The 25,048-nt window shown below is 71.1% G+C and carries 26 protein-coding genes; 13 read left to right on the forward strand and 13 right to left on the reverse strand.

The window, feature by feature from the left end; genetic code table 11:
• Window positions 1-126 precede the first annotated feature (126 nt).
• On the forward strand, window positions 127-957 hold the full coding sequence (locus ACLJOK_RS13075; RefSeq protein ID WP_410818626.1) for a DUF3152 domain-containing protein: 831 nt from the start codon (window positions 127-129) through the stop codon (window positions 955-957).
• A 13-nt stretch (window positions 958-970) separates the two neighbouring features.
• Here the strand turns inward: ACLJOK_RS13075 and ACLJOK_RS13080 are convergent, their stop codons facing one another.
• Entirely contained in the window at window positions 971-1,618 is a 648-nt protein-coding gene (locus ACLJOK_RS13080; protein WP_410818628.1) for a hypothetical protein, read from the reverse strand.
• 127 nt (window positions 1,619-1,745) lie between these two features.
• Window positions 1,746-3,032 carry a snapalysin family zinc-dependent metalloprotease gene (locus ACLJOK_RS13085; RefSeq protein ID WP_410818630.1) on the reverse strand — a complete coding sequence of 429 codons (1,287 nt, stop codon included), beginning with the start codon at window positions 3,030-3,032 and terminating at the stop codon, window positions 1,746-1,748.
• A 136-nt stretch (window positions 3,033-3,168) separates the two neighbouring features.
• On the opposite strand from ACLJOK_RS13085, the gene ACLJOK_RS13090 reads away from it, so the two are divergent.
• Complete coding sequence (locus ACLJOK_RS13090; RefSeq protein WP_410818631.1) at window positions 3,169-3,732, forward strand: hypothetical protein; 564 nt, start codon at window positions 3,169-3,171, stop codon at window positions 3,730-3,732.
• A 61-nt stretch (window positions 3,733-3,793) separates the two neighbouring features.
• On the opposite strand, the gene ACLJOK_RS13095 is transcribed toward ACLJOK_RS13090, so the two are convergent.
• The gene (locus ACLJOK_RS13095) at window positions 3,794-4,771 is read right to left on the reverse strand and encodes a GlxA family transcriptional regulator (protein WP_410818633.1); all 978 of its coding nucleotides are present in this window, start codon (window positions 4,769-4,771) and stop codon (window positions 3,794-3,796) included.
• Between the two features lie 147 nt (window positions 4,772-4,918).
• Between ACLJOK_RS13095 and ACLJOK_RS13100 the strand changes: the two genes are divergently transcribed.
• The 3 genes from ACLJOK_RS13100 (at window position 4,919) to ACLJOK_RS13110 (ending at window position 7,719) form a co-directional block, all read left to right on the forward strand.
• Entirely contained in the window at window positions 4,919-5,557 is a 639-nt protein-coding gene (locus tag ACLJOK_RS13100) for an HD domain-containing protein (protein WP_410818634.1), read from the forward strand.
• A gap of 10 nt (window positions 5,558-5,567) precedes the next feature.
• Window positions 5,568-6,518: an NADP-dependent oxidoreductase gene (locus ACLJOK_RS13105; protein WP_410818636.1), complete on the forward strand. Its 951-nt coding sequence runs from the start codon at window positions 5,568-5,570 to the stop codon at window positions 6,516-6,518.
• 67 nt (window positions 6,519-6,585) lie between these two features.
• Window positions 6,586-7,719, forward strand: a complete 1,134-nt coding sequence (locus ACLJOK_RS13110; protein ID WP_410818638.1) for a glycosyltransferase — start codon at window positions 6,586-6,588, stop codon at window positions 7,717-7,719.
• Here the strand turns inward: ACLJOK_RS13110 and ACLJOK_RS13115 are convergent.
• From ACLJOK_RS13115 to ACLJOK_RS13145, 7 genes are all read right to left on the reverse strand, one after another.
• The gene (locus tag ACLJOK_RS13115) at window positions 7,695-8,273 is read right to left on the reverse strand and encodes a dihydrofolate reductase family protein (protein WP_410818640.1); all 579 of its coding nucleotides are present in this window, start codon (window positions 8,271-8,273) and stop codon (window positions 7,695-7,697) included. The genes ACLJOK_RS13110 and ACLJOK_RS13115 overlap by 25 nt on opposite strands.
• Window positions 8,270-9,469, reverse strand: coding sequence for an RNA polymerase sigma factor (locus tag ACLJOK_RS13120; RefSeq protein WP_410818641.1), 1,200 nt, complete (start codon window positions 9,467-9,469; stop codon window positions 8,270-8,272). Before ACLJOK_RS13120 ends, ACLJOK_RS13115 begins: the two co-directional genes overlap by 4 nt.
• 20 nt (window positions 9,470-9,489) lie before the next feature.
• On the reverse strand, window positions 9,490-9,843 hold the full coding sequence (locus ACLJOK_RS13125) for a YciI family protein (protein WP_410818643.1): 354 nt from the start codon (window positions 9,841-9,843) through the stop codon (window positions 9,490-9,492).
• Between the two features lie 39 nt (window positions 9,844-9,882).
• A complete protein-coding gene (locus ACLJOK_RS13130) occupies window positions 9,883-10,185 on the reverse strand; it encodes a DUF6069 family protein (protein WP_410818645.1) in 303 nt (100 codons plus the stop codon).
• A 236-nt stretch (window positions 10,186-10,421) separates the two neighbouring features.
• Window positions 10,422-11,384, reverse strand: coding sequence for a hypothetical protein (locus ACLJOK_RS13135; protein WP_410818647.1), 963 nt, complete (start codon window positions 11,382-11,384; stop codon window positions 10,422-10,424).
• Between the two features lie 44 nt (window positions 11,385-11,428).
• On the reverse strand, window positions 11,429-12,256 hold the full coding sequence (locus ACLJOK_RS13140; protein WP_410818648.1) for a peptidoglycan-binding domain-containing protein: 828 nt from the start codon (window positions 12,254-12,256) through the stop codon (window positions 11,429-11,431).
• 177 nt (window positions 12,257-12,433) lie between these two features.
• Window positions 12,434-12,790, reverse strand: a complete 357-nt coding sequence (locus ACLJOK_RS13145) for an L-rhamnose mutarotase (RefSeq protein WP_410818650.1) — start codon at window positions 12,788-12,790, stop codon at window positions 12,434-12,436.
• A 165-nt stretch (window positions 12,791-12,955) separates the two neighbouring features.
• Between ACLJOK_RS13145 and ACLJOK_RS13150 the strand changes: the two genes are divergently transcribed.
• The 6 genes from ACLJOK_RS13150 (at window position 12,956) to ACLJOK_RS13175 (ending at window position 19,204) form a co-directional block, all read left to right on the forward strand.
• Complete coding sequence (locus tag ACLJOK_RS13150; protein ID WP_410818652.1) at window positions 12,956-13,636, forward strand: response regulator; 681 nt, start codon at window positions 12,956-12,958, stop codon at window positions 13,634-13,636.
• A gap of 13 nt (window positions 13,637-13,649) precedes the next feature.
• Entirely contained in the window at window positions 13,650-15,101 is a 1,452-nt protein-coding gene (locus ACLJOK_RS13155; RefSeq protein ID WP_410818654.1) for a sensor histidine kinase, read from the forward strand.
• Entirely contained in the window at window positions 15,098-16,009 is a 912-nt protein-coding gene (locus ACLJOK_RS13160) for a Gmad2 immunoglobulin-like domain-containing protein (protein ID WP_410818655.1), read from the forward strand. Before ACLJOK_RS13155 ends, ACLJOK_RS13160 begins: the two co-directional genes overlap by 4 nt.
• Window positions 16,010-16,146: 137 nt before the next feature.
• Window positions 16,147-16,776, forward strand: coding sequence for a TetR/AcrR family transcriptional regulator (locus tag ACLJOK_RS13165; protein ID WP_410818657.1), 630 nt, complete (start codon window positions 16,147-16,149; stop codon window positions 16,774-16,776).
• 33 nt (window positions 16,777-16,809) lie between these two features.
• A complete protein-coding gene (locus tag ACLJOK_RS13170; protein WP_410818658.1) occupies window positions 16,810-18,303 on the forward strand; it encodes an MFS transporter in 1,494 nt (497 codons plus the stop codon).
• A gap of 109 nt (window positions 18,304-18,412) precedes the next feature.
• Entirely contained in the window at window positions 18,413-19,204 is a 792-nt protein-coding gene (locus ACLJOK_RS13175) for a maleylpyruvate isomerase family mycothiol-dependent enzyme (protein WP_410818659.1), read from the forward strand.
• A gap of 42 nt (window positions 19,205-19,246) precedes the next feature.
• On the opposite strand, the gene ACLJOK_RS13180 is transcribed toward ACLJOK_RS13175, so the two are convergent.
• Entirely contained in the window at window positions 19,247-20,446 is a 1,200-nt protein-coding gene (locus tag ACLJOK_RS13180; RefSeq protein WP_091406679.1) for an RtcB family protein, read from the reverse strand.
• Window positions 20,447-20,836: 390 nt separating this feature from the next.
• Between ACLJOK_RS13180 and ACLJOK_RS13185 the strand changes: the two genes are divergently transcribed.
• A complete protein-coding gene (locus ACLJOK_RS13185) occupies window positions 20,837-21,802 on the forward strand; it encodes a helix-turn-helix transcriptional regulator (protein WP_410818661.1) in 966 nt (321 codons plus the stop codon).
• Window positions 21,803-21,838: 36 nt separating this feature from the next.
• Here ACLJOK_RS13185 and ACLJOK_RS13190 read toward each other — a convergent pair whose 3' ends face one another.
• On the reverse strand, window positions 21,839-23,146 hold the full coding sequence (locus ACLJOK_RS13190) for an RICIN domain-containing protein (RefSeq protein ID WP_328654761.1): 1,308 nt from the start codon (window positions 23,144-23,146) through the stop codon (window positions 21,839-21,841).
• Between the two features lie 157 nt (window positions 23,147-23,303).
• Between ACLJOK_RS13190 and ACLJOK_RS13195 the strand changes: the two genes are divergently transcribed.
• The gene (locus tag ACLJOK_RS13195; RefSeq protein WP_410818662.1) at window positions 23,304-24,491 is read left to right on the forward strand and encodes a spore photoproduct lyase family protein; all 1,188 of its coding nucleotides are present in this window, start codon (window positions 23,304-23,306) and stop codon (window positions 24,489-24,491) included.
• 18 nt (window positions 24,492-24,509) lie between these two features.
• On the opposite strand, the gene ACLJOK_RS13200 is transcribed toward ACLJOK_RS13195, so the two are convergent.
• The gene (locus ACLJOK_RS13200) at window positions 24,510-25,016 is read right to left on the reverse strand and encodes a DinB family protein (RefSeq protein WP_410818663.1); all 507 of its coding nucleotides are present in this window, start codon (window positions 25,014-25,016) and stop codon (window positions 24,510-24,512) included.
• Window positions 25,017-25,048 lie beyond the last annotated feature (32 nt).

A 25,048-nucleotide genomic window follows, 5' to 3' on the forward strand; every position in this document is an offset into this window, starting at 1 on the left:
CCGTGCCACAGAGCTACAGACGGGCGAGGCCGGCAAAAGGTTGAGCCCTGGGTCACATCAACTTTTCGCCACTGTCACCCGTCTTCTCCTCCGCGCCGCCGTCGAGCGACGCGCGAGGGGAGAGACATGTCGACGAAGGCTACCCGCCGCCGGGGTCCCGCCTCGATGGCGTCGCTGCTGGTGGTGGCGCTGCTCACCGGGTGCGGCCTGCCCGCCGCCGGGCAACCCGCCACCGACCCGGTCGCCGCCGGACCGCTGCCCAGCGGACCGGCGACACCTGCCGGTCGGCCGACCGGGGCCGCCGAGGTCCGACCCAGTTCCGCGCCCGTCATCCCGGTCAGCTACCCCGCCGCCGGCGGTAACCGCTGGTCGGTGGCGCCCGGCGAGACAACCCGCGGGCGCGCGACGGCCGGCCGGTTGCTGCGCTACCGGGTCGCCGTGGAGCGCGACATCCGGGGCCTGCCGGCGACTGACATCGCCACGGCGATCACCACGACGTTGAACGACCCACGCGGGTGGACGGCGGGCGGAGCGTGGCGACTGCGCCGGGTCGCCGCCGGCGAGCCGACCGACTTCACCATCTACCTGGCGACCCCCGGCACCCGCGACACCCTCTGCCAGGACGTGCCGGACGCCTACACCTCCTGCCGCAACGGTGGCCGGGTGGTGCTCAACGTGGCGCGCTGGGTCAAGGGGGTGCCGGGTTACGGCGCCACACTGGAGACCTACCGGCAGTACATGGTCAACCACGAGGTGGGGCACAAACTCGGGTACGGCCACGAACGGTGCCCCGGGCGGGGCCGGCCGGCGCCGGTGATGCAGCAGCAGACGCTGGGCCTGCACGGATGCGCCGCGAACGCCTGGCCGTACCCGAAGGGCAAGGCCCGCTACAGCGGGCCGGTCGGGGCGTACGACGACGAGATCCCCCGGCGTGAGGGCGCCTACTCGGCGTCGTGAGGACGGCGTGCCCTCAGGTCCGCCGGCGGCGCTCCTGTTCGAGTCGCTCGTCCTGCCGGCCCATCTCGTAGATGGCGTTGAGGCTGGTCGGCAATCGGCTGACATTCTCCGGCACCGGGCCGGGATCCGGTGCCGGGCCGGAATCCGGTACCGGAGCGGGGTCGGGTGCGGCGGCGGGGACCGGGGCCCGGCGGCGCAGGAGCAGCAGACCCAGCACCGCGAGGACCGCCACGACCAGCAGGTACGACACGGGTGGCCAGGCATCCCGGGTGGGGTTGGCGAGCGCCGGCGGAGCGGTCGGTGCGGGGGTGTCGCCGTCACGCCAGGGCACGGCGGCCTCGCGGGTGCCGGTGCCCTCCCCAGCGGTGCGGCGATCGGGGGCTGCGGGTGCGGGAGCGCCGCCCGCCGACCCGGCGGGCCTGGGGATCGCTGTGGGTTCCGCCGGGCTGGGTTGACCGGCGACCGGCGGGCGACTCGGCGTGGCCGCCCCGGTGGGGGTGACGCTCGGCGTCGGAGCGGCACTCGGCGTGTCGCCGCCGAGCAGGTCGTCGACGATCTGGCCGACGCCGCCGACGATGTCACCGAGCGGATTCGAGGTGGCCGACGGGGACGGCGCGGGCGCGAGGGCGAGGGTCAGCGCGAGGACGACGACGGTAGGCATGACGCCACCTCCGATGTGCCGGATATGCCACGCACCGTATCGCATCGTGGGATCGCGTGGGTGGCACCGGCACACCGGGGCGGGGGGCGCGTCTGGCGCTCACCCCCGCCCGCGATGTCCTTGGTGGTCAGACCGGCAGTCCACCCACCTGAGTGGAGATCCACGATCGGATCGACGGCAGGTCGACGTAGATGGACGGGCCGGTGGCGCAGGTGGAGTTGTTGTTGCCGGCCCGACTCGTGGCGCCGATCAGGTTCCACACTCCGTTGACCCGGCGCACCTGCGGCCCACCCGAGTCGCCGTAGCAGGCGCCGGAGTTGCCGTTGGTGTTGTTGGTGCAGATCTCGTACGGGCCGTTGATGCCGGAGCACCGGCTGTCGGCCACGATGGACGTGTCGAGTTCGTTGGCCACGGCCGGAGCCGAACCGCAGCCCCGCGGGGCGCAGGTCTGGCCCCAGCCGATGATCCGGGTGGCGGTGCCGACCGCGCCGGAGGTGCTCGGGATCGGGGCCGGCGCGTACGTGACCGAGCTGGCCAGTTGCAGCAGCTTGACGTCGACGCTCGGGTGGTTGACCGCACGGGTCACCCGCACCACGGTCCCGCCGCTGGAACGGTTGATGCTGCCCACGCGCACCGAGGACGGCGTCGAACAGTGCTTGGCGGTGACCGCCCAGTTGCCCTTGATCAGCGTGCCGGTGCAGCCGGAGACGTACACCATGAAGGGGTAGTTCTCCGTGGCCGGCCGGCCGCCGACCACCAACGGCTCGATGTCCGAGGCGCCGTTCCAGGTGTAGGTCCTGCTGGCCGGCGCGGCCAGGGTGCCGGCGAACAGCGAATTCACCCGGCTCGCCTCGGCGGCGCTGGGGTTCGCGTTGCGGCAGGAGACCGGTGCGCTGCTGCCGGACATCAGGTCGGAGCAGAGGCCGGTGCGCCGGTCCGGCAGACCCAGGATGTGGCCGACTTCGTGGGTGGCGATGCGGGTTCGGTCGTAGCCCTGGTTAACGGCCGTGCGGCCCATCCAGATCCGGCCCGAGCCGAGGCTGGTCGGTTGCGCGCGGGGCCAGCCGTCGTCGACGTAGATGGTGATGCTGGCCGGGGTGCCGGGCAGGAGTCGGACGGTGCTGACCCGGCTGTTCCAGATCTGCGCCGCCTGGTCGAAGTTGGTGCGGAACTCGCCGGTCCGGCTCGCGTCGTAGTAGACGGTGCGGACGGCGGCGGCCGGCGCACCGGTGGCGAGCTGCATCCCGGCCGCCGCCAGGATCGCCACCAGCATGGCCAGCGCCGCGCGTCTCAGTTGTCCTCGGAACATCGGGTACTCCCCTGCGGTCGTCCGGCGGCCGTCGGTCACCGGGTCATCGATGCACGTAGATATTAATGTGACGGCGATCGATGTTCGGCATAGCGGAAGCGTCATACCGGCGATGTGGCGGCTGTTACTCAGCGGTTACGCCGCGGCGAAGCGCCTGTGCCGGGGCAGGACGACGGTGGCGGCAGAGGGTCACCGGCAGCGCCGCCGCGACGTGGCCCCGACTCTCGAACGGAGAACCACGATGAGGATCAGGAGCGCACTGACAGCGGTGGTGGTCGTCCTCGCCGGCCTGGTCGTCGGCGCCGGCAGCAGCACCGCCGCGGGCACCACGACCGGGTCGGCGTACTGCGGGATCACCTGGGGCAGCGCGGAGAAGACGGCCGGCGTGCTGAGCGACGCCCCGCTGGTCGACGTACGCACCGGCCGGCACGACTGCTACGACCGGGTGGTGTTCGAGTTCAACGGCCCGGTCGACGGTTACGCGATCGGCTACGGCGAGACGTGGACCGAGGGCGAAGGGCTGGCGCTGTCCCCGTACACCGCCGGCGGCGCGCTGCTGCGGGTCTCGCTGCGCGCCCCGGCGTACGACGACGACCACCTGGGCACCGTGCCCTACGCGGTCGGCGAGCACGTGGCGAACCTGCTGCGCTACCCGACACTGCGCGACGTGGTCTTCGGCGGCAGCTTCGAGGGCTACAGCACCTTCGCCGTCGGCGTACGGGCGCGATTGCCGTTCCGGGTGCTCGTGCTCGCCGGCCCTGGCACCCACAGCCGCGTGGTGCTCGACGTCGCCCACCAGTGGTGATCGGAGCCGGCCGATCCGCTTGGCCGTCCGCCCGGTTCAGGGCGGATGGCCGAGCGAGGCACTAGTCCGGCTGGCCGCGGCGAGCCGTGGCGAACCGGCGGTGGTAGGCGGCGGGGCTGATCGACAACTTCCGGGCGAAGACCCGTCGCATGCTCTCGTAGCTGGGGAACCCGGCGAGGGTCGCGGCCTGCGTCGCTGTGTGGCCCTGGTCGAGCAACGCCCTCGCCATGTCGAAGCGAATGTTCTCCACGTAGCGGGCCGGGGTGGTGGCCAACTCGTCGTGGAAGAGTCGGGTGAGCTGCCGGGTGCTCACGTTGAGGTGTTTGGCGAGGTCGGTGAGCGAGTGCTTCCCTCGGGGGTTCGCCGTCACCACGTCGGTGATGGTCCGCAGCGCCGCCGAGCGGGGCGGCGGTCCCTGCAACGGCGCGGAGAACTGGGACTGGCCGCCCGCCCGCTGCATGTACACCACCAGGGCGCGTGCGACGTCGCGCGCCAGGTCGGGCCCGTGGTCCTCCTCGACGAGCGCGAGCGCCAGGTCGATACCGGCCGTCACCCCTGCCGAGGTGTACGTGGTGCCGTCGCGAACGTAGATCGCGTCCGGCTCGACACGGCACGCTGGATACCGGGCGGCTAGCTCGTGTGCGACCTGCCAGTGCGTGGTCGCACGCTTCCCATCGAGGACACCGGCGGCGGCCAGGACGAACGCCCCCGTGCAGATCGAAGCGACCCTTCCCGCCACCGCCGCCGGTACGCGTACGGCATCGGCCAGGTCGGCGGGCACCTGGGCGCGCGGATAGTGGTCGGACCCGGCCACCAGTAGCGTGTCGAAGGCGGACTCGGCGCAGACGGCACCGTCGACCGCCAACCGAACCCCGAGACTCGCCGTGACATCCGCCCCGGTCGGCGACAGCAGCACGATCCGGTAGTCGGCGCCGAAACGGTTCGCCTCCTTGAACACCTCCGCCGGCCCGGCGACATCCAACAACGTCACCCCGTCGTAGACGAAGATCGCGACGCGATGCGGACCGGTGTTCAGCACCGCTCATTCGTAGCACGCCATCACCGGGCGTGAACCGTGTCCGGATATGAGGGTTTCCTGGCCGGACGAGGGCGGCGGCGTACGACGATCGCTAGGCAGCATGGAGGACGTCAGCACGTCCGCACACTGCCGGAAAGGTCGGAGGACATGTCAGAGGTCATCGGGGGGCTGGAGATTCCTGAGACGGCGGCGGTAGCCGAAGCAACCAGGCACATCCAGGAAACGACCAGACCGGTCATCTTCCACCACTCCCGCCGGGTCTTTCTCTTCGGTCTGATTCACGCTCACCGGCTTGGCGTGAAACCGGACCCGGAGCTGCTCTATCTGGCGGCCATGTTCCACGACTCCGGCCTCCTGACCCCGTTCGCCGACGGCGAGCAGCGCTTCGAGATCGATGGCGCCGACCACGCGCGCGCGTTCCTTCTGGGTCGGGGCTTCTCGACTGCCGCCGCCGAAACCGTGTGGACGGCGATCGCGCTGCACACCTCGCCGGGCATTCCCGACCGGATGGGCCCGGAGATCGCGACCACGTACCTCGGCGTCCTGACCGACGTGCTCGGCCTCGGTCTGGACGGGCTGGAACACGATCAGCTGGCCGACATCCTCGCCGCCCATCCGCGAGGGGACTTCAAGAACGAGTTCCTGCGCGCGCACGTCGACGGGTTGAAGAATCGCCCCGAGACCACGAACGGCACCGTGAACTCCGACATCCTCGAACACTTCATTCCCGGCCTCCAGCGCGTGACGACTGTCGAACGCATCGTCGGTTCGCCCTGGCCGAGTTGATTGGACGCCCATGCGAGCGATTACCGTACGCGACCGCGACGCGGGTGTCGGCGGGCTCACCCTGACCGACATGCCGTACCCCCATGCCGCGGAGAACGATGTCGTCGTGCGCGTCCACGCCGCCGGTTTCACCCCCGGCGAACTCGACTGGCCGGGGACGTGGACCGATCGCGCCGGCCGCGACCGGACACCCAGCATCCCCGGCCACGAACTGTCCGGCGTCGTGGTCGAACTCGGTTACGGAACCACTGGCCTCACCGTGGGCCAGCGGGTGTTCGGACTGACCGACTGGACGCGCAACGGATCCCTGGCCGAATACACAGCGGTGGAGGCTCGCAACCTCGCTCCGCTCGCGGCCGACATCGACCACACCGTGGCTGCGGCGCTGCCCATCTCCGGACTGACCGCCTGGCAGGGCCTGTTCGACCACGCCCACCTCGCGACTGGCCAAACCGTCCTCATTCATGGCGCCGCGGGCGGCGTCGGCTCGATCGCCGTTCAACTCGCCCGGGAGGTGGGCGCCCACGTGATCGGCACCGGCCGAGCCGACGACCGTGATCTCGCGCTCGCGCTCGGCGCGCAGACCTTCGTCGACCTGGACGCCGACGACCTGCACCAGGTCGGCGAGGTGGACGTGGTGCTCGACGTCATCGGCGGCGACATCCTCCAGCGGTCGACCGACCTGGTGCGCCCAGGCGGCACCGTCGTCACCATCGCCATGCCGCCGACCGTCCAGCCGAAGAACGGGCGAGCCATCTTCTTCGTCGTCGAGCCTGATCGCGCCCGGTTGATCGACCTCGCCCAGCGCCTCGGGTCCGGACGGCTCAAACCGATCGTCGGCGCCGTCCGGCCGCTACACGAAACCGCCTCGGCTTTCGCCCGTCAGCACCGGGCTCCGGGCAAGACGATCATCCAGATCGCGGACGGACAAGCACCGCAGCACCCGCGCACGGGTAGCTGACTCACGCGGGTGCCGACAGGCCGGGCTGTGGTTCCGGTTCGGCAAAGCCGACCTCGACGACCGGAGGTTGGACACCCTCTTTCCGGCGCGGGCCACGCTGGCGCCAGGGCCAGCCCAGCTGTCGTTCGACTTCGAGAACTTCTTCCTGGGCCACCTGCCCGCCCAGCTGCAGGGTCTGCGGGCACTGCTGGCCGAGTTCCCCGCGGACGTGGTGCTGGGTGAGCTCGGATTCTGGTCGATACCGGCGCTCAGCCTCGCCATGGCACCGGAGGAACGCCCGACGCTCGTGACGCTGGGCTCGGTCCCCCTGCTGATCCAGAGCGAGGACACTCCGGCTTTCGGCCCCGGAATACTGCCGACGTCGGGCGAGGAGGCACGCGCCCGCAACCGAGCGATGAACGCCGAGGCGCGCCAGGTCTTCGCCGCTCTGCAGACATTCGGCGAGGCAACGCTGAAGGAGTTGGGCGTGACGCTGTCGGACTACCTTTTCGACGCGCCCTTCCGCCGTACGGACCACTACCTGCAGCTGACCGTGCCCGGCTTCGAGTACCCCCGCAGCGATCTGCCGGCGCACCTGCGCTTCGTCGGCACGCTTCCTCCTTCTCGCACTGACGACTACGAGGAGCCGGCCTGGTGGCCTGAGCTGTCGTCCGGCCGACCGGTGGTGGTCGTCACCCAGGGAACTGTCGCCAACAACGATCTGAACGATCTGAACGACCTGGTCATCCCCACGGTGCGGACCCTTGCCGATCTCGACGTCCTCGTCGTCGCCGCCACCGCACGGGAGGACGGCCCGGCCCTGGTACGCCAGGCCCTGCACGACGTGCCGAGCAACGTGCGGCTGGCCAGCTTCGTACCGTTCGACCGGCTACTCCCGCACGCCGACGCACTTGTCACCAACGGCGGTTACGGCGGGGTGCAGACCGCCCTGTATCACGGAGTGCCGTTGGTGGTCGCCGGCGCCAGTGAGGACAAGCCGGAGGTGGCCGCCCGCGTCGAGTGGACCGGCACCGGGGTCAACCTGCGCACCAGCAGTCCGGGGAGCATCGAGTTGCGCGCCGCGGTGCAGGCGGTGCTGAACGAGCCCGGCTACCGCTCCCAGGCGCAGGTCTTGGCCAAGGAGATCGGCCAGTTCGACCCGTTCGACGCGATCGCCGACATCATCGACGGGACGGTTCAGACGTGCAGGGTGGGTCGATAGACGAGCTCCTGGGTACGGCCGTCGAGGGTCCGGCTCTCGATCAGCTCCAGGTCGAAGTCGGCCGCGCCCTGGAAGATCGGCTCGGTGCCGGTCTGTCCGGTGATCACCGGGAAGAGCGTCACCTGGACGAAGTCGACGAGCCCGGCGGCCATCAGCGCCCGGTTCAACGACAGGCTGCCGTGCGATCGCAGTGGCACGTCGGATGCCTCCTTGAGCCGGGCGACGACATCGACGGCGTCACCGGGCACGACTGTCGCGTCCGGCCAGTCGAGGGGGCCTTCCAGCGTGTTCGACACCACTGTCGCCGGGAGGTTCCTCATCTGGGTCACCCAGGCGTCGCGGACCTCGGACTCCCCGGTGCTCGCGGCCAGCATCTGCGCGAACGCCCGGTACGTGTTGGCTCCGAACACCATGCGCTGCTCCGCGCCGTACAGGGACAGGCGGTGCGCGAGCAGTTCGGGGCCCTGCTTACCCCAGTACCCGCCCCAGTTTCCACTGGTGGTGCCGAAGCCGTCGAGGCTGGAAAAGACGTCAACAGTGTAGGTAGCGGTCATGATGCTCTCCATTCACGGGTGAGTTGGGTGCGACGGGTCTTCAGGTAGGCCCGCTCGGTCTCGTTGGTGGCCAGCGCCGCGGCCCGGTCGTAGGCGGCTCGGGCCTCGTCGTCGCGTCCGAGCCGCGCCAGCAGTTCGGCCCGGGTGGCGGGCAGCCGGTGGTAGCCCGGCAGGGCGACGTCCTCCAGCGCGGCCAGGGCCACCGCCGGCCCGTGCACCTCGGCGACGGCGACCGCACGGTTGAGCGCCACGACCGGGGTTGGCGCGAACGCGAGGAGTTGGTCGTACAGTGCCAGGACCTGCGGCCAGTCGGTGGCGGTGCCGTCCGTGTGCACCGCGCTGATCGCGGCCTGGATCTGGTACGGGCCGGGCCGGTTGCGGCGCAGGCAACGGCGGACCAGGTCATGGCCCTCGGCGATGAGCTGCCGGTTCCACAGTGACCGGTCCTGGTCGGCCAGCAGGACCAGTTCGCCGGTCGGGCCGAGCCGGGCTGGGCGGCGCGCCTCGGTCAGCAGCAGCAGGGCGAGCAGACCCAGGACCTCGGGCTCGTCGGGCATCAGCGCGGCGAGTTCGCGGGCGAGCCGGATCGCCTCAGCGCACAGGTCCGTTCTGATCAGCGGGCCGGCGGTGGACGCGTAGCCCTCGTTGAACATCAGGTAGAGCACGGCGAGGACGGGCGGCAGCCGGTCCGGCAGCTCATGTTCGGCCGGCACCCGGTACGGGATGGCGGCGTCACGGATCTTTTTCTTGGCGCGCACGATCCGCTGGGCGACGGTCGCCTCCTGGACCAGGTAGGCCCGGGCGATCTCCGGTACGTCGAGGCCACCCAGCAGGCGCAGGGTGAGCGCCGTCCGCGCCTCCGGAGCGAGCGCGGGGTGACAACAGGTGAAGATGAGTCGCAGCTGGTCGTCCCGCACCGGTCCCACCTCCGGGGGCTCATCTTGCTGATACAGCAGCAGGGCCTGGGCGTGCCGGGCATCGCGGGTCGACTCCCGGCGAAGCCGGTCGACGGCACGGTTGCGTGCGGTGGTCACGATCCAGGCGCCCGGGTTTGGCGGCAGGGTCTGCCACTTTTGCACCGCCGTGGTGAAGGCGTCCTGGACGGCCTCCTCGGCGAGGTTGATGTCACCGAGGAGGCGGGCCAGGGTGGCGACGCAGCGGCCGTACTCCGCGCGGTAGATGCTCGCCAGGTCCATGTCGGGAGACCAGCTCCTGGTCAGGCCTGGGACAGGTCGTCGAAGGGGCGCACCTCGACCGGTCCGCAGGCCGCCGCGCACCTCTCGGCCCAGGCCAGCGCCGCGTCCAGGTCCGCGCACCTGATGACCCAGAACCCGGCGATGTGCTCCTTCGTTTCGGCGAACGGCCCATCACTCATGGCGGTGGTGCCGTTCTCGACACGGACGACTGTGGCGCTGTCCGGCGAGGTGAGACCCCCGCCGAAGACCCAGGCGCCGGCGGCCTGCATGTCGTCGTTGATCCGGTCCGTCTCCTTGAACATGGTCTGCGTCTCCTCGTCGGACGGCGCCGGCGCGCCCTCGACGACGTGCACGGACAGCAGGTACTGCTTCATGACGATCCTCCGGTAGCTCGATGGTCAGATGGGTACAGGTCAGGCGGCGAGGCGGCGCGCGACCACAGTCGTGCGGACGAACGTGAGCCGGGGGCGCCGGGCGAAACGCGCCAGCAACGCGGCGATGATCACGCCGATCAGCGAGAAGACGGCGGTCAGCACACCGAAGCCCAACACGGGGATCGGGGCGTCGCCCAGCTCGAGGCTGATCCCGGCCAGGTGTCCGGCGGCCGCGACGGCCATGGTGGCGACGCTCGCCGCGACAGTGGCGGCGACACCGGTCCGGATCAACGCACCGACCTTCGACGTGGCGGCGCGGGTCGTGTTCGCAGTGACGGTCATCGTGCCCTCCAGTGGGTGTACGGCCCGTTGCGATGCCGGGTTCTCACCAGGGCTACGAACTGAACCGATCCCAATCGACAGGCACGACCACACGTTTGTCGACGACTTTCGACCGCGAGGCAGTATCGGGACCTGACGGGTGAGCCCGACCACCGATTCTCGCAGCTTGACCGACCGGTAACCGACGGCACGCCGGCCGGATCACCGGCCGGCGTGCGGTCCAGCTGGGTGGGTCGTCAGTAATTCACGTAGGCGGTCACGGCGCGGTGCTCGGAGTACTCGCCGCCGGTCATCGACGGCGTGATGGTCGCGGCGTTGCTGAAGCCGTTGCCGCTCTTGACCAGCAGGAAGTCGATCCGCCGACTGCCGTTGGTGTCGTACGCCGAGGAGCAGTCGCGGCTGCCGCACTTCTCGGCGATCGGGTCGCGGTACCCGTCGGCCTTGCCGTCGTTCCACCAGCCCGCGTCCTCGGGCTCGGCGTTGGCATCACCCGCGACGATCTTCAGGGCGCCACCGAGGCGGTCCATCGCCTCGTCGGCCTCCTTGATGTTCTCGTCGGCGCACAGGGGCCCGTGCCAGGTGTTGGTCGGCCAGTGGATCGAGGCCACCGACACGTCCTCGTTGCGGAGGTTGTCGTGCAGTCGGACGGCGATGTTGTGGACGCGGTCCTGGCTGCTGCGGGTGGGTTCGAGGTTCTGGCACCCACCGGTGCCGGCGTCGTAGTCCTCGGGGGCGTCGGATCGCCACCGGGTGGCGTCCTCGAACGTGAACCGGTCCGAGCGGTAGATGACCGCGTTGGTCTGCTGGTTCTTCAGCTTGCCGCAGGTGCTGGTGTAACCCATCGAGCCCGGGCTCGCGATCGCGATCTGCCCGGCGTACGTACCGGGCAGTTCGTCGGAGAGGCGCTGCGTGAGGGTGTTGAGCTGCGTCTGGTTCGACACCTGCTGCACTGTGAAGATGTCCGGGCTCAACGGCCGACCCTTGAGGTAGGTGATCAGCCGGTCCCAGCTGTACCCGTCCGCGCAGGAGCTCGGCAGCCAGTTCTCGATGTTGTTGTTGTAGACCACCAGGTAACTCGTCGAGGTGTTCACGGCCGCCTGGGCCCCGGTCGAACTGGCGACGCTGATCGCCGCGGTGGTGAGGATCGTGGTGAGCACGGCGGCGGTGCCGCGCAGGAAACGGCTACGACGGATGGACAACTTAGCTCCTCTGTACACCGAACAGCCGGCATCGAAATGGGGCCTCAGAGCGTGCGCTGGTACTCCTCCCAGGTCCGCTTCGGGCTGACCGCCGGTCCATCATCGACGCCCCGGTTGGCCAGGCCGTTACGACCGAGGTAATAGTCGCCGGCCTGGTTCTGCGCACCTGTCGACTGGTCGGTGTCGGAGAGCGCGATGGCGTGGATGTGGTAACCCCAGTCTCCCTGGGCCGGGGTCCGCAGCCACGCGGCAAAGCCCACGGTGCGCAGTCGACGCAGCACGTCCGTCCGGACCGCCGAGGAGAGACCGCTGACCGAGAGGTCGAGCGCGCCGCCGCCGTCGTGCGTGCCGGCGGAGGCACCCACACCGCTGCTGTACGAACCCTGCGTGATGCCGAGCTGGCGGCCGAGCAGGCGTTCGGCCTCGAACAGCATCGACCTGGTGCGCGTGTTGACCTGCACACCGCGCACCGTCACCACGCTGCCGGGCGAAATCGCCCTGACCACTGTGTACCGCCCCTCGCCGAGCGACCGCAGCGACGACGGGCCGGGAAGACCTGTCGCGTCGAGACCGGTGTAGCCGAGGGACCGCTGGTACGCGGCGTACGCGGCGATTGTGCTGGTGCCGAAGTGACCGTCGACGTACGCCGACGAGAGCAGCCCTCTCGCCTGGAGTGCGCGCTCCACCAGCAGGACGCTGTCCTTGGCCCCCTCGGTCAGCGCGGTGTCCGGCCGACGCGGGTCGATCTGCGCCGCCTTGATCAGCGCCTCCATGTCCAGTTGCGGCAACGCGGCCGAGGCCGGGCCAGCCAGCGGTACGACGCCGACCACCGCCGCACCGGCGGCGACGAGCAGATTCCTTCTCGTGAGCACGCTTCCTCCGCAATATATCGACAGAAACACATGACGGAATGAAGCTATTCTTCAATGCGGGAGCTGAGTTGTCACCCCGCTGGGGCGTACCAACGTCCTCGGGATCGCCTCCCACCGGTAGACACGGATGGTCGGGACCGACCGGCCCCGACCATCCGATGGCGCCAGTCCGACCAGCTAGCTTCCGGCGCCCTGCTCGGTCGGGTCGGGCGCCTGCCCGCCCGCCTCGTCAGCGAGGTGCCAGACCTCGCGCATCGGGGCCCACCAGTCCCCCGAGCCGGGCTCGGCGATCGACTCCTGACACGGGTCGGTCAGCTTCCACCACTCCTGCGTCTGCGGGTCCGCCGCGATCATCCGCAGGTCGGCCTCGTAGTCGTCGCCCACGTACTCGTAGTAGCCGAAGAGCAGGTCGTCGTGGAGGAAGATGGTGTAGTTGCGGAAGTTCGCCTCGCGCAGCGTCTTCTCCACGCTCGGCCAGACGGCGGCGTGCAACCGCAGGTAGGTCTCCCGCTGCTCGGGGCGGAGTCGGATCACGCAGCCATGACGTTTCACGTCGTGCCCTTTCGTGTCAGCTGGTTCAGGGGTGCACAAGGCACATGACGGTAGCGGTTGGACCGCGCCCGGAGGGGGCCAGCCGGCCGCCGATGTCGACCGTTTTGCCAGGACTACGCACTGTGGCGCCGGGTCTACCCTCGGATGATGGAGGGCCGCGTGTTGGTGGTCGAGGACGACTTCTCGATCCGGGAGGTCACCGCCCTCGGTCTGCGCCGCGCCGGTTTCCGGGTCGACACCGCCGTCGACGGGCGGCAGGCCCTGGCCACGTTCCGCGCCCAGCCGGTCGACCTGATCGTGCTCGACATCATGCTGCCGGGCCTGGACGGCCTGGAGGTCTGCCGGGAGATCCGGCGGACCAGCCAGGTGCCGATCCTGATGCTGACCGCGCGCACCGACACCATCGACGTGGTGGTCGGGCTGGAGTGCGGCGCTGACGACTATCTGCGTAAGCCCTTCGACCTGCCTGAGCTGGTGGCTCGGGTCCGCTCGGTGCTGCGCCGGGTGAGCGTGCCGGCCCCCTCGACTGTCATCGAGGTCGGCGGTCTGGAGATCGACCCGGGCGGCTTCGTGGTGCGCCGGAACGGCCAGGAGGTGGCGCTCACCGCCACCGAGTTCCGCCTGTTACTGGAGCTGGCCCGCCGGCCCGGTCAGGTCTTCACCCGGGATCTGCTGCTGGACCTGGTCTGGAACCACGACTTCCTCGGCGACTCCCGGCTTGTCGACGTGGCGGTGCAGCGGCTACGCGCGAAGGTCGAGGACGACCCGGCGCAGCCACGGCTGATCCGGACCGTTCGCGGCGCCGGCTACAAATTGTCGACGGGCTGACGGGGGGTCGGCGATGGCCGGACGCGCGGTGTTCCCCGGCCGCCTGCGGCGCCGACTGACGATCGCGTTCCTCCTGGTCGCCGGCGTCTCGGCCGGGCTCCTCGCCGGCGGGACCGGGCTGCTGCTGCGGCAGTCCTGGCTGGACGCGTCGCTGCACGAGGCCACCGCCGACGCCCGCTACCAACTCGTTCTCGCTGGGCAGTTCCTGCCGCTGACCGAGCAGCGCAGCACCGAACTGCTCACCAGCTTCGAGGCCAGCGGTCGGCACGTGCTGCTCGTCGACGGCCCGACCCGCGCCTCGCACCCCGCGTACGCCCCGGTGCTGGGGACCAGGTTGCGGGCCGTCGTCGCGGACGGGCGACTCGGCTATCAGCGCTCCGCGCCGGCGGAGCGTCCTCGGCTGTTGGTGATCGGTGCGCGCATTCCCGGCTCGACCGCCGAGCTGTACGTCCTGACCGTGGAGGACGACGTCGCCACCGACCTGGGTCAGCTGCGCACCGCGTTGGTGGCCGGCTGGGTGCTCGTGGTGCTGCTCGCCGCCGCCGTGGGTCACGCGTTGGCCCGCCGCACGTTGGAGCCGGTGGGCCGGGCCAGCCGGGCCGCCCGAGCGCTCACCGAGGGTCTGCTCGCCACCCGCCTGCCGGTACACGGGCGCGACGAGTTCAGCGTCTGGGCGGCGACGTTCAACGAGATGGCCGAGGCACTGGAGTCGAAGATCGCAGCGCTGTCGGCCGCGCAGGCCCGCGAGCGGCGGTTCACCGCCGACGTCGCGCACGAGCTGCGTACCCCGGTGACCGCGTTGGTGGCCGCGGCGTCGCTGCTGCGCGAGCACCTCGACCAGTTGCCCGACGACGCCCGGCCGGCGGCCCGGCTGCTGGTCGGCGACGTGGTCCGGCTGCGCCGTTTGGTCGAGGATCTGATGGAGATCTCCCGGCTGGACGCCGGGCGGGAGCAGCTGGCCGTCGGGCCGGTCGACGCGTTGGCACTGCTGCACGGCATCGTCGCGGCGCGCGGCTGGTCGCCCCGGGTGCGGGTCACCGGTGATCCGGTCGCGGTGCGCACCGACAGGCGTCGGCTGGAGCAGGTGCTGGCCAACCTGGTCGCCAACGCGGTCGAGCACGGCGGTGGCGAGATCACCGCCAGCGTGGCGGGCTCGGGACCTCTGGTCGTCTTCGAGGTCACCGACGAGGGGCCGGGCATCCCGGCCGAGCATCTGCCCCGCGTGTTCGACCGGTTCCACCAGGTCGATCCATCCCGCTCCGCGCCGGGCAGTGGGCTCGGGCTGGCCATCGCGCGGGAGCACGCCGAACTGCTTGGCGGCACGCTGGGCGTGCGCAGCGAACCGGGCGAGGGGACCCGGTTCCGGCTGGAGTTGCCAGCTGACGGTCCCGCCGGCCCGCACGGTGACCTGCCGCGCCCGGGTCCGGTTGGGCGTACCGCCGGCGCGGCGGGCGGTGTGGGATGACCGGTCGTGGCGTGGTCGGGCTGGGCGTACCGGTGCTCGTCGCGGCGCTCCTGCTCGGCGGCTGCGGTACTCCCCGCTCCGGTGACCTCGGCCCGGCGCCCACCGCGCCGCCGCCGAGCGCCGCGCCCACCGCCGCGCCCATCGAGCGCCCGGAACCCACCCCGACCCGGGCCGCGGAGCCAACGCCACCACCCACGAACCGGCCGTCGAGTCCGTCGACGGCGGCGTCCACCGGCACGCGCCGGCCGGATCCGGTGACCATCGAGCTGTGGTACGTCCGTGCCGGGCTGCTCGTGCCGACCCGGCGCACCCGGCCGGCCACTGTCGCGACGTCCCGGCTGGCGCTGACCGAGCTGGCCGCCGGACCGAGCCCGGCGGAGGCTGCCACCGGGATGACCACAGTGCTTCCGGCCGGCGTCGAGGTCACCCGCATCGCCGACGGCGTGGCGACGCTGCGGGTGCCGTCCGTCGGCGACCCGGCCACCCGGCGGCTACGCGAGGCGCAGGTGGTGTGGACGCTCACCCAGTTCCCCAGCGTGCGTCAGGTCCGCCTCGACGGTGCCGCCCCGGTGGACCGGACGGACTACGCGGACCTGCTGCCGCCGATCGTGGTCACCGGCCCGATCCCCGGCGAGCGCGTCTCCGCCCCGCTCGTGGTCACCGGCACCGCCACAGTGTTCGAGGCCACTGTGAGCGTCCGGGTGCTGGACGCCGCCGGCCGAGAGGTGGCCACCGGCTTCGGCACCGCCAGTTGCGGCAGCGGCTGCCGGGGTGGCTACCGGGTGGTGGTCGGCTGGCGCACGGTCCGCGAACAGAAGGGCACCGTCGAGGTGTACGAGGTGTCCGCCGAGAACGGCGCGCGCGTCAACACGATGGCAGTGCCGGTGGTCCTCGCCCCCGGCGGCTGATCATCCCGTTCACCCGCAGGCCTCCCGGTAGAAACGCAATCGTTTCGTTGAATCGGTGCGAGGCAACTCACGAAAACCTGCACGATCAGCCAACCGCGAACTAGTGTCAGTACGACATCGTTTCGCGGGGGGTCGGGATGCTGGGTGGTCAGCAGGTGGGCGCGGGTGCCGGGGTTCCGGCATCCCGGGCTCCGCGCTGCACCGACAGCGACCTGTTCACCGTCGTCATCGACACCCTGCGCGAGGTCGGCTTCGACCGGATGACCATCGACGCCGTCGCCGCCCGCGCCCACGTCAGCAAGGCCACCATCTACCGGCGCTGGGACGGCAAGGCCGAGCTGGTCGTCGCCGCCCTGCGCGACCGGCACGTGGGTGTCCACAACCCGCCCGACACCGGCTCCCTCCGCGGCGACCTGATCGAGTTGCTGCGGGCCACGGCCGCGATCTGCACGGCCGACTGTGACCTGATGCAGGCGTTGACCTTCGCCATGCGGACCAACCCCGAGCTGGAACGTCTGGTGCGTCACCAGGTGCTGCCAGCCGGGCGGGTGGCCAGCACCGCCATCCTGGTCCGGGCCGCCGCCCGCGGGGAGATCCCGCCGGAGGCCGGCGAGCGGGAGCTGTTCCACGATCTGGCGCCCGCGCTCACCATGTCCCGCATCGTCGCGCACGGCCTACCCGCCGATGACGCGTTCCTCACCCAGGTCGTCGACCAGGTGCTGATCCCGGTTCTCCGCTATCAGCACGACCGTCCGTCGCCGGCCTGATTCACCGATATTCGCAACACGGAAGGCTTCACCATGCCCGGAACCACCTCGACCGCGCCCGGCGCGCCCAACGCCGGGGCGTCGACAGGCGCACCGCACCCGCGGCGCTGGATCGCGCTGGCGGTCATCGCGGTCTCACAGCTGATGGTCGTCCTGGACGCCACCATCGTGAACATCGCGCTGCCGCAGGCCCAGGCCGACCTGGGGATCACCGACGCGAACCGGCAGTGGGTGATCACCGCCTACACGCTGGCCTTCGGCGGTCTGCTGCTGCTCGGCGGTCGCATCGCCGACTACTGGGGGCGCAAGCGCACCTTCCTGGTCGGCATGACCGGTTTCGCGCTCGCCTCCGCCCTGGGCGGTCTGGCCACCACCGGTGAGATGCTCTTCGCCGCCCGCGCGTTGCAGGGCGCATTCGGCGCGCTGCTCGCCCCGGCCGCGCTGGCGCTGCTCACCGTCCTGTTCACCGAGGCCACCGAGCGGGCCAAGGCCTTCGCCGTGTACGGCGCGATCGCCGGCGGTGGTTCGGCGGTCGGCCTGCTGCTCGGCGGGGTGCTCACCGAGTACGCCGACTGGCGCTGGTGCCTGTTGGTCAACATCCCGGTCGCCGCCATCGCCATCGCGTTCGCGCTGCCGCTGGTGCCGGAGAGCCGGGCCCACGGCAACACCCGCTACGACGTACCCGGTGCGATCGTGGTGACCGCCGGCCTGGTCTCCCTGGTCTACGGCTTCACCAAGGCCGCTGAGGACGGCTGGGACGCCACCGCGACGCTCGCTTTCATCGCCGCGGGCGTGGTGCTGCTCGCCGCCTTCGTGGTGATCGAGCTGCGCTCCAGCCACCCGCTGCTGCCGCTGCGGATCCTGCTGGACCGCAACCGGGGCGGGGCGTTCCTCACGTCGACGCTGATCGGCGCCGGCCTGTTCGGGGCGTTCCTCTTCCTGACCTTCTACTTCCAGGTCGTGTTGCAGTACAAGCCCCTCGAAGCCGGTCTCGCGTCCCTGCCGGTCACCGCCGGTGTGCTGATCGCCGCGCTTGGTGCCAGCCAGCTGATGCCCCGGTTGGGTGCCAAGCCGCTGATGGTCGCCGGTTCGGTGCTCGCCGCCCTGGGCATGCTGGTGCTGACCCAGATCGACGTGGACACCTCGTTCCTCACTCACCTGCTGCCCGCGCAGGTCGTCCTGGGCCTGGGGCTGGGCTTCACCTTCGTCCCGCTGTCCAGCCTCGCCCTGGTCGGGGTGCCGGAGCACGACGCCGGCGCGGCCAGCGCGACGCTCAACGCCACCCAGCAGATCGGTGGCTCGCTCGGCACGGCGCTGCTGAACACCTTCTACACCAGCGCGGTCGCCGCCTATCTGGTCGGCCGGGCGCCGAACCCGGTCAACCAGGTCGAGGCGCTGGTACACGGCTACCGGGTGGCCTTCGCCTGGGGCGCGGCGCTGATCGTGCTCGCCGGACTGGCCACGCTGGTCCTGGTGAAGGTCCGCAAGGAGGACATCCCGACCGGCAACACCGTGCACATGGGCTGAGCTGACCGACATCGCCGCCGGCCGGAGCGCCCCGACCCTGGCGTGGGCCGGCCGGCGGCGATGTCCGGTAGCGTCCCGACCATCGTCGAAAGTCCGTTTGAGGAGATCCATGTCGACCCCTGCTGACCAGATCATCACAGCTCTGCGCGCGGGCCATGAGGAGCTCGCCGCGCTCGTACGGGACCTCAAGGAGGACGACCTGCTCCGGCCGTCGGGGGCCAGCGAGTGGCAGGTCTCCCAGGTGCTGAGCCACCTGGGCAGCGGCGCCGAGATCAACCTGGCGACGCTGGACGCCGCCCGCACCGGCGCGCCCGGCCCGGACGGGGACTTCAACCGTGGCGTCTGGGCCCGCTGGGACGCGATGTCCCCGGCCGAGCACGCCGCCGGGTTCCTCGCCACCAACGAACGGCTGATCGAGGCGTACGAGGCGCTGGACGCCGAGACCCGGGCCTCGATGCGGATCGACCTCGGCTTCCTGCCGGAGCCGGTCGACGTGGCCACCGCGGCCCGGTTCCGGCTCAGCGAGTTCGCCCTGCACCAGTGGGACGCCGAGGTGGCGTTCAACAGGTTCGCGGCGGTGACGCCGGGGGCGGTGGCGCTGCTGCTCGAGCAGATCGGCGGCATGCTGGCCTGGACCAGCCGACCGCAGGAGCTGGCCGGCCGGGAGGCCACTCTGCTGGTCCGGCTGCACGCACCCGAGCGGACGTTCGGGCTGCGGCTGGGCGAGAAGGTCGAGATCGTCGACGCGCCGGAGCGTCCCGACGGCGAGCTGGTGGCCCCGGCCGAGGTGTGGCTGCGGCTGGCCAGCGGCCGGCTGGGCCCGCAGCACACCCCCGACGGGGTGCAGGTGACCGGCTCGGTGACCCTCGACGACCTGCGCCGGGTCTTCGTCGGCTTCTGACCAGCGGCCGTGCGGGCCGGTCTCCCCGGCCCGCACGGCACGTCAGCCCTTCACGCAGACCACCTGCTTGAGGTGCGCGACCACCTCAACCAGGTCCTCCTGCTGGGCCATCACCTCGGTGATGTCCTTGTACGCGCCGGGGATCTCGTCGACCACCCCGGCGTCCTTGCGGCACTCCACCCCGGCGGTCTGCGCGGCCAGGTCCTCCGTGCTGAAGGTCCGCTTGGCCTGCGCCCGAGACATCCGACGCCCCGCCCCGTGCGACGCCGAGCAGTACGCGTCGGTGTTTCCCCGCCCCCGCACGATGTACGACCCGGTGCCCATCGACCCGGGGATGATGCCCAGGTCACCCCGGCCGGCCCGGATGGCGCCCTTGCGGGTCACCAGCACGTCCACCCCGTCGTAGCTCTCCTCGGAGACGTAGTTGTGGTGACACGAGATGGGCTCGTCGTAGCCGACCTGCGGGAAGTGCTCACGCACCACACCGCAGAGCAGGGCCAGCATGACCGCCCGGTTGCGCCGGGCGTACTCCTGCGCCCACCACAGATCCCGCCGGTACGCGTCCATCTCCGGCGTCCCGGCGAGGAACACGGCCAGGTCCCGGTCCGGGAGGTCGGCGTTGTGCGGCAGCCCTCGGGCCACCCCGATGTGCCGCTCGGCCAGCTCCTTGCCAATGTTGCGGGACCCGGAGTGCAGCATCAGCCAGACCCGCCCCTCGTCGGCGCCGCCCTGCTCCAGGCAGACCTCGATGAAGTGGTTACCCCCGCCGAGGGTGCCGATCTGCCGCTGCGCCCGCGTCTCCAGCTGCGCCACCCGCCGGTCCAGGCCGGCGAACCGGCCCCAGAAGTCGTCCCAGCCGGCCTGCTCCAGGCCCCGGATCCGACGCGTGTCGACCGAGTCCTTGCGCTGGGCGAAGCCGACCGGGATGGTGGCCTCGATCGCGGAGCGCAGGCCGGCCAGGTCGTCCGGCAGGTCGGCGGCGGTCAGCGAGGTACGGACCGCCGACATCCCGCAGCCGATGTCGACGCCGACCGCGGCCGGCGAGACGGCCTGCCGCATCGCGATCACCGAGCCAACAGTGGCGCCCTTGCCGAAGTGCACGTCGGGCATCACGGCGACACCCTGCACCCAGGGCAGCGCGCCGATGTTGCGCAGCTGCTTGGCGGCCTGCGGCTCGATGGCGTACGGGTCGGTCCAGACCCGGACCGGTGCCCGGGTGCCGGCGAGGGGGGTGAATCCCATAGTGGTCTCCTTCTGTCGTGCGGTGACCGTTATTGATCAGATTTTGGCGGCCAGCGGCGGTGCGCGGATACGAGAGGGCCGCCCGATCCCGGTGGGATGGGCGGCCGGCGGACGCGTCAGCGTCGGCGTCAGTCGCGCCACCCCGGCTCGCTCCGCCGCGATGGGCGGTAGGCACGGGTTTTGGCGGTGAGCTGCAAAGGGGTGCCGGCGGAGAGCAGGCACCAGCGGGCGTCGGTGCGGACGCGTCGCGACATGGCGTGCTCCCCTCGGGGTGTGATCGGTTGACCGGGCATCGACGAGACTAGGAGGGCGTCGGCGCGTCCGCAATGGATATCCCCCGTGGACCGTCGACGAACCGCCTCCCGGCGGTCGTAGGGCAGACTCGCGGGCATGGTGGAGACCTCCGTGCGCCTGCTGCGGCTGCTGACTCTCCTGCAGGTGCGCCGGGAGTGGTCCGGCGCCGAGCTGGCCGACCGGCTCGCGGTCACCACCCGCACGGTCCGCACGGATGTGGAACGGCTGCGGGTGCTGGGCTACCAGATCGAGTCGCACCCGGGGGTCGCCGGCGGCTACCGGCTCGGTGCCGGGTCGGCGCTGCCACCGCTGCTGCTCGACGACGACGAGGCCGTGGCGGTGGCCGTCGGGCTGCGGGCCGCGGCCGGCGGCTCGGTGACCGGCATCGAGGAGACCTCGCTGCGGGCGCTGGCCAAGCTGGAGCAGTCGTTGCCGTCACGGCTGCGGCACCGGGTGGACGCCCTGCGCTCGGCGACGGTCTCCGCCGCCGGCGGCGGCCCGACAGTGGACGCTGACACTCTGACCGCCGTCTCCACGGCCGCGCACCGCCGGGAGCGGCTGCGCTTCGACTACGCCGGCCATGACGGCTCGGTCAGCGTGCGCGACGTCGAGCCGTACCGTCTGGTCTACACCGGGCGGCGGTGGTACCTGCTGGGATGGGACACCGACCGGGCCGACTGGCGGACCTTCCGCGCCGACCGGATCCAACCCCGGGTGCCGACCGGTCCGCGCTTCGCGCCCCGGGAGCCGCCAGGTGGCGACGCGGTCGCGCACGTGCTGCGCGGCGTCGGCTCCACGGCCTGGGCACACCCCGCCCGGGTACGCCTGCACGCGTCGGCCGAGGCGATGGCGCGGCGGATCCCCACCACGGCGGGTCTGCTGGAGGCGATCGACGAGCGGGCCTGCCTGCTGCACACCGGCGGGGAGTCGCTGGGCAACCTCGCCGCCTTCCTCAGCACCCTGGCTGTCGACTTCGACGTGCTCGACCCACCGGAGCTGCGCACCGTCGTCCGGGACGTCGCCGCCCGGTTCGCTCGCGCCGCCGGCCCCGCACCGGGGTGAGTGGCGGTTCACCCCGGCGCGGACGTGGCAGTGGAGTTATGACTGCGGCACCAGCCGGAAGGACTGCGCCGCAGTGCCGTTGCAGGTGTACTGGATGAGCTGGACGCTGTCCGCGGTGGACGCTCCCGGCACGTCGAGACACTTGCCACTGTTGCGGTTGACCAGGCGGTAGTAACCGCCACCCTCGGGCTCGGCCCGCCACTGCTGGTTGTTGCCGCCGCTGTAGGACCAGAGCTGGATGCGTGCCGAGTCGGCGGTCGACCGGTCGGTCACGTCGATCACCTGGGCGCTGTTGTTGCGGTTGTTGACCCGCAGGTAGCCGCCGCTGGTCGGCACGAACTGGTACTGCTGCGCGGTGCTGCTGTTGCACGCGTACTGCTGGATGGCAGTGCCGTTCGCGCTGGCCGCGGCCCGCGCGTCCACGCACTTGCCGCTGGCCCGGTTGACAGCGGTGTGCCAGGCCGTCGGTGAGATGCCGTCGGACGGCGGGGGCGTGGTCGGCGGGACGGTGCCGACACCGGCCAGCCAGTGCAGCCCGTCGATCAGCAACTGGTTCTGTTGCGCGCTGTCGAAGGTGGAGGACAGCCCGGTGTTGGTGCTGTAGTTCATCGCGTTGTGGCCGAAGTTGGCGTAGAGCATCTTGTACTGCCGGTTGCTCCAGACAAGCGGGTAGTAGCCGCCGTACCAGGACTGGTTGGGGTCCGTGCCGACCGGGAAGCTGGACGGGTCGACCGAGGCGAGGATGTCGATGTTGGGGTTCTGCCGCAGGTCGTTGCTCCAGGAGTACCACTCGCTGATCGACGACGGGAACGTCGCCGGGAGGTTCCGGGTGGCGGCGTGGGTGCGGTTGTCGGCGCGCATGGTGACCCGGGTGGGTCCCCAGGTGTTCGTCTGGAACGAGCCGGTGCCGAGGAAGGTGTTGTAGTACCAGCTCCAGCTCGACGGGTTGTCGGTCCACGCGCTGACGTGGAAGCCCAGCCACGCCCCGCCGTTCTGCATGTACTGCTGGAACGCGCCCCGCTGCGCGGCGGGCGGCGCGTCGTCCAGGAACATGACGACCTTGTACTGGGCCAGGTTGGCGGTGTTCAGCAGGCCCCAGTTGTTGGTGGCCTCCCAGGAGAAGCCGTGCTGGGCGGCGGCCTGCGGGAACCAGGCCCGGGCGTCCTTGACGAAGTCGATGTGCGCGGCGTCCCAGGTGCCGTTGTAGAAGGCCAGGACCTTGAACGTCGGCGCGGCCTGCGCGCTTCGCGAGGCGTTGACCGCGAGACCGGCTGTCAACGCGACGACCAGGGCGACGAACAACGACAGGATTCGTCTGGTACGGGAGGAGAGTTCTGCGATCACCTGATCGTCCCTTCGGTCGGGACGCGCGCCGCCGCGTCGATGTGCATCTGTTCACAAGGTTTACAGATAGATGAGAGATTATGCCTCCGGTTCGGCGGCGTCAATCGCGAGGCGGCCGATCGGGTGGGATTCCTGCGGCAATGGGTACCCCGGCCGGATGACCAGCCCGGACGCCGTCGACGTCGACCAGCCGCTCGCCATGGACGTGCCCGCCGCGCCGCACGACGCCAGCGGCGAACGGGTGCCGACCCGCGACCTTGCCGGCCTCGCGCCGCCGACCCGCCCGGCGCGCCGCTGGACGCCGAGCCGGGTGGTGGCCACCCCCGCCGCACTCGACCACCCGCACGGCCAACGGATCGTCGAGCAGGTTCGGGCCCTCGGCATCGAGGTGGAACACCTGCGCGCCAACCGGCTCACCGGGGTACGCGGGCAGACCGACCGGGAGACCTACGCCCGGGCCAAGTCGACGATGGCGATAGTGGTGAGCCCACCCTCACGGCGCGTCCTGCAACCCATCGCGCCCAGCGCGGACTGGCGGGTCGACCTGGCCGAGGGCTGCCCGGCGCACTGTCAGTACTGCTACCTCGCCGGATCCCTGTCCGGCCCACCGGTGACCCGGGTGTACGCGGACCTCGACGACATCCTCGCCGGGCTGGCCGCGTACGCCGGGCGTGGAACGGTGACCAGCCGCAACGCGCGGCGTGCCGACGAGGGCACCACCTTCGAGGCGTCCTGTTACACCGACCCGCTCGCCCTCGAGCACCTGACCGGCAGTTGGCGGCGGGCGGTGCAGCACTTCGCCGACTGGGACGCCCCCGTGCAGTTGCGCTGGACCACCAAGTACGCCGATGTGGAGACGTTCGTGGGGTTGCCGCACGCCGGCCGGACCCGGGTCCGCTTCAGCGTCAACTGCGCCCCGGTCAGCGAACGGTTCGAGGGCGGCACCGCCCGGGTGCCGGACCGGCTGGCCGCGCTGCGCCGGCTCGCCCTCGACGGCTACCCGGTCGGGCTGACCATCGCGCCGATCATCGCGCTGCCCGACTGGCGGGAGCACTACGGCGAACTGCTCGACCAGGTCCGCTCGGCGGTCGACGGGGTGCCGGACCTGGACCTGACCGCCGAGCTGATCACCCACCGGTTCACGCCGGGCAGCAAGGAGGTGCTGCTCGGCTGGTACCCGCGCACCCGGCTGGAGATGGACGAGGAGTCCCGCACCCGCAAGCACGGCAAGTTCGGCGCGGTGAAGTACGTCTACCCGCGCGAGCAGATGGCCGAGCTGCGCGACTGGTTCACCGCCGAACTCACCGCCCGCGTACCAGCCTGCCGGATCCTCTACTGGACCTGACCGCGGCCCATCCGCGGGCTAGACACCGACGGTGCCGTCGACGCCCTCGCGGAGGAGATCGGCGTGGCCGTTGTGCCGTGCGTACTCGTGGATCAGGTGCAGCATCACCAGCCGCAGTGACACGGTCTCACCGGAGCGGGCGTTGAGGCCGGTCACGTCGAGCGACGCGGCCGACCGCTCGATCCGGCGGGCATGCGCGACCTCACGCTCCCAGGCGTCGAACGCCTCTGCCCGGGTGGCCGAGGTGGCGTCGTACGCCTGCTGGAAGTCGCCGGTCTCCGACCAGACCAAACCGATGTCCTCGCCGTCGATGATCCGCCGGAACCAGGCGCGCTCCACCTCGGCCAGGTGTCGCACCAGGCCGAGCAGGGAGAGCGTGGAGGGCGGCATCGACTGCCGGCGCAGGTCCTCGTCGGACAGACCCTCGCACTTGAGGGCCAGCGTGGCGCGGTGGAAGTCGAGGAAGTCGCGCAGCGTCTCCCGCTCGTCGCCGGCAACCGGGGGGCCGATCCGTTCAGTGGTCATTGAGACGATCATGCCGGATGGCACCGGCGGCT

Origin of the sequence: Micromonospora sp. 050-3 (assembly GCF_046549335.1) — a bacterium.
Lineage (GTDB): Bacteria > Actinomycetota > Actinomycetes > Mycobacteriales > Micromonosporaceae > Micromonospora > Micromonospora trifolii.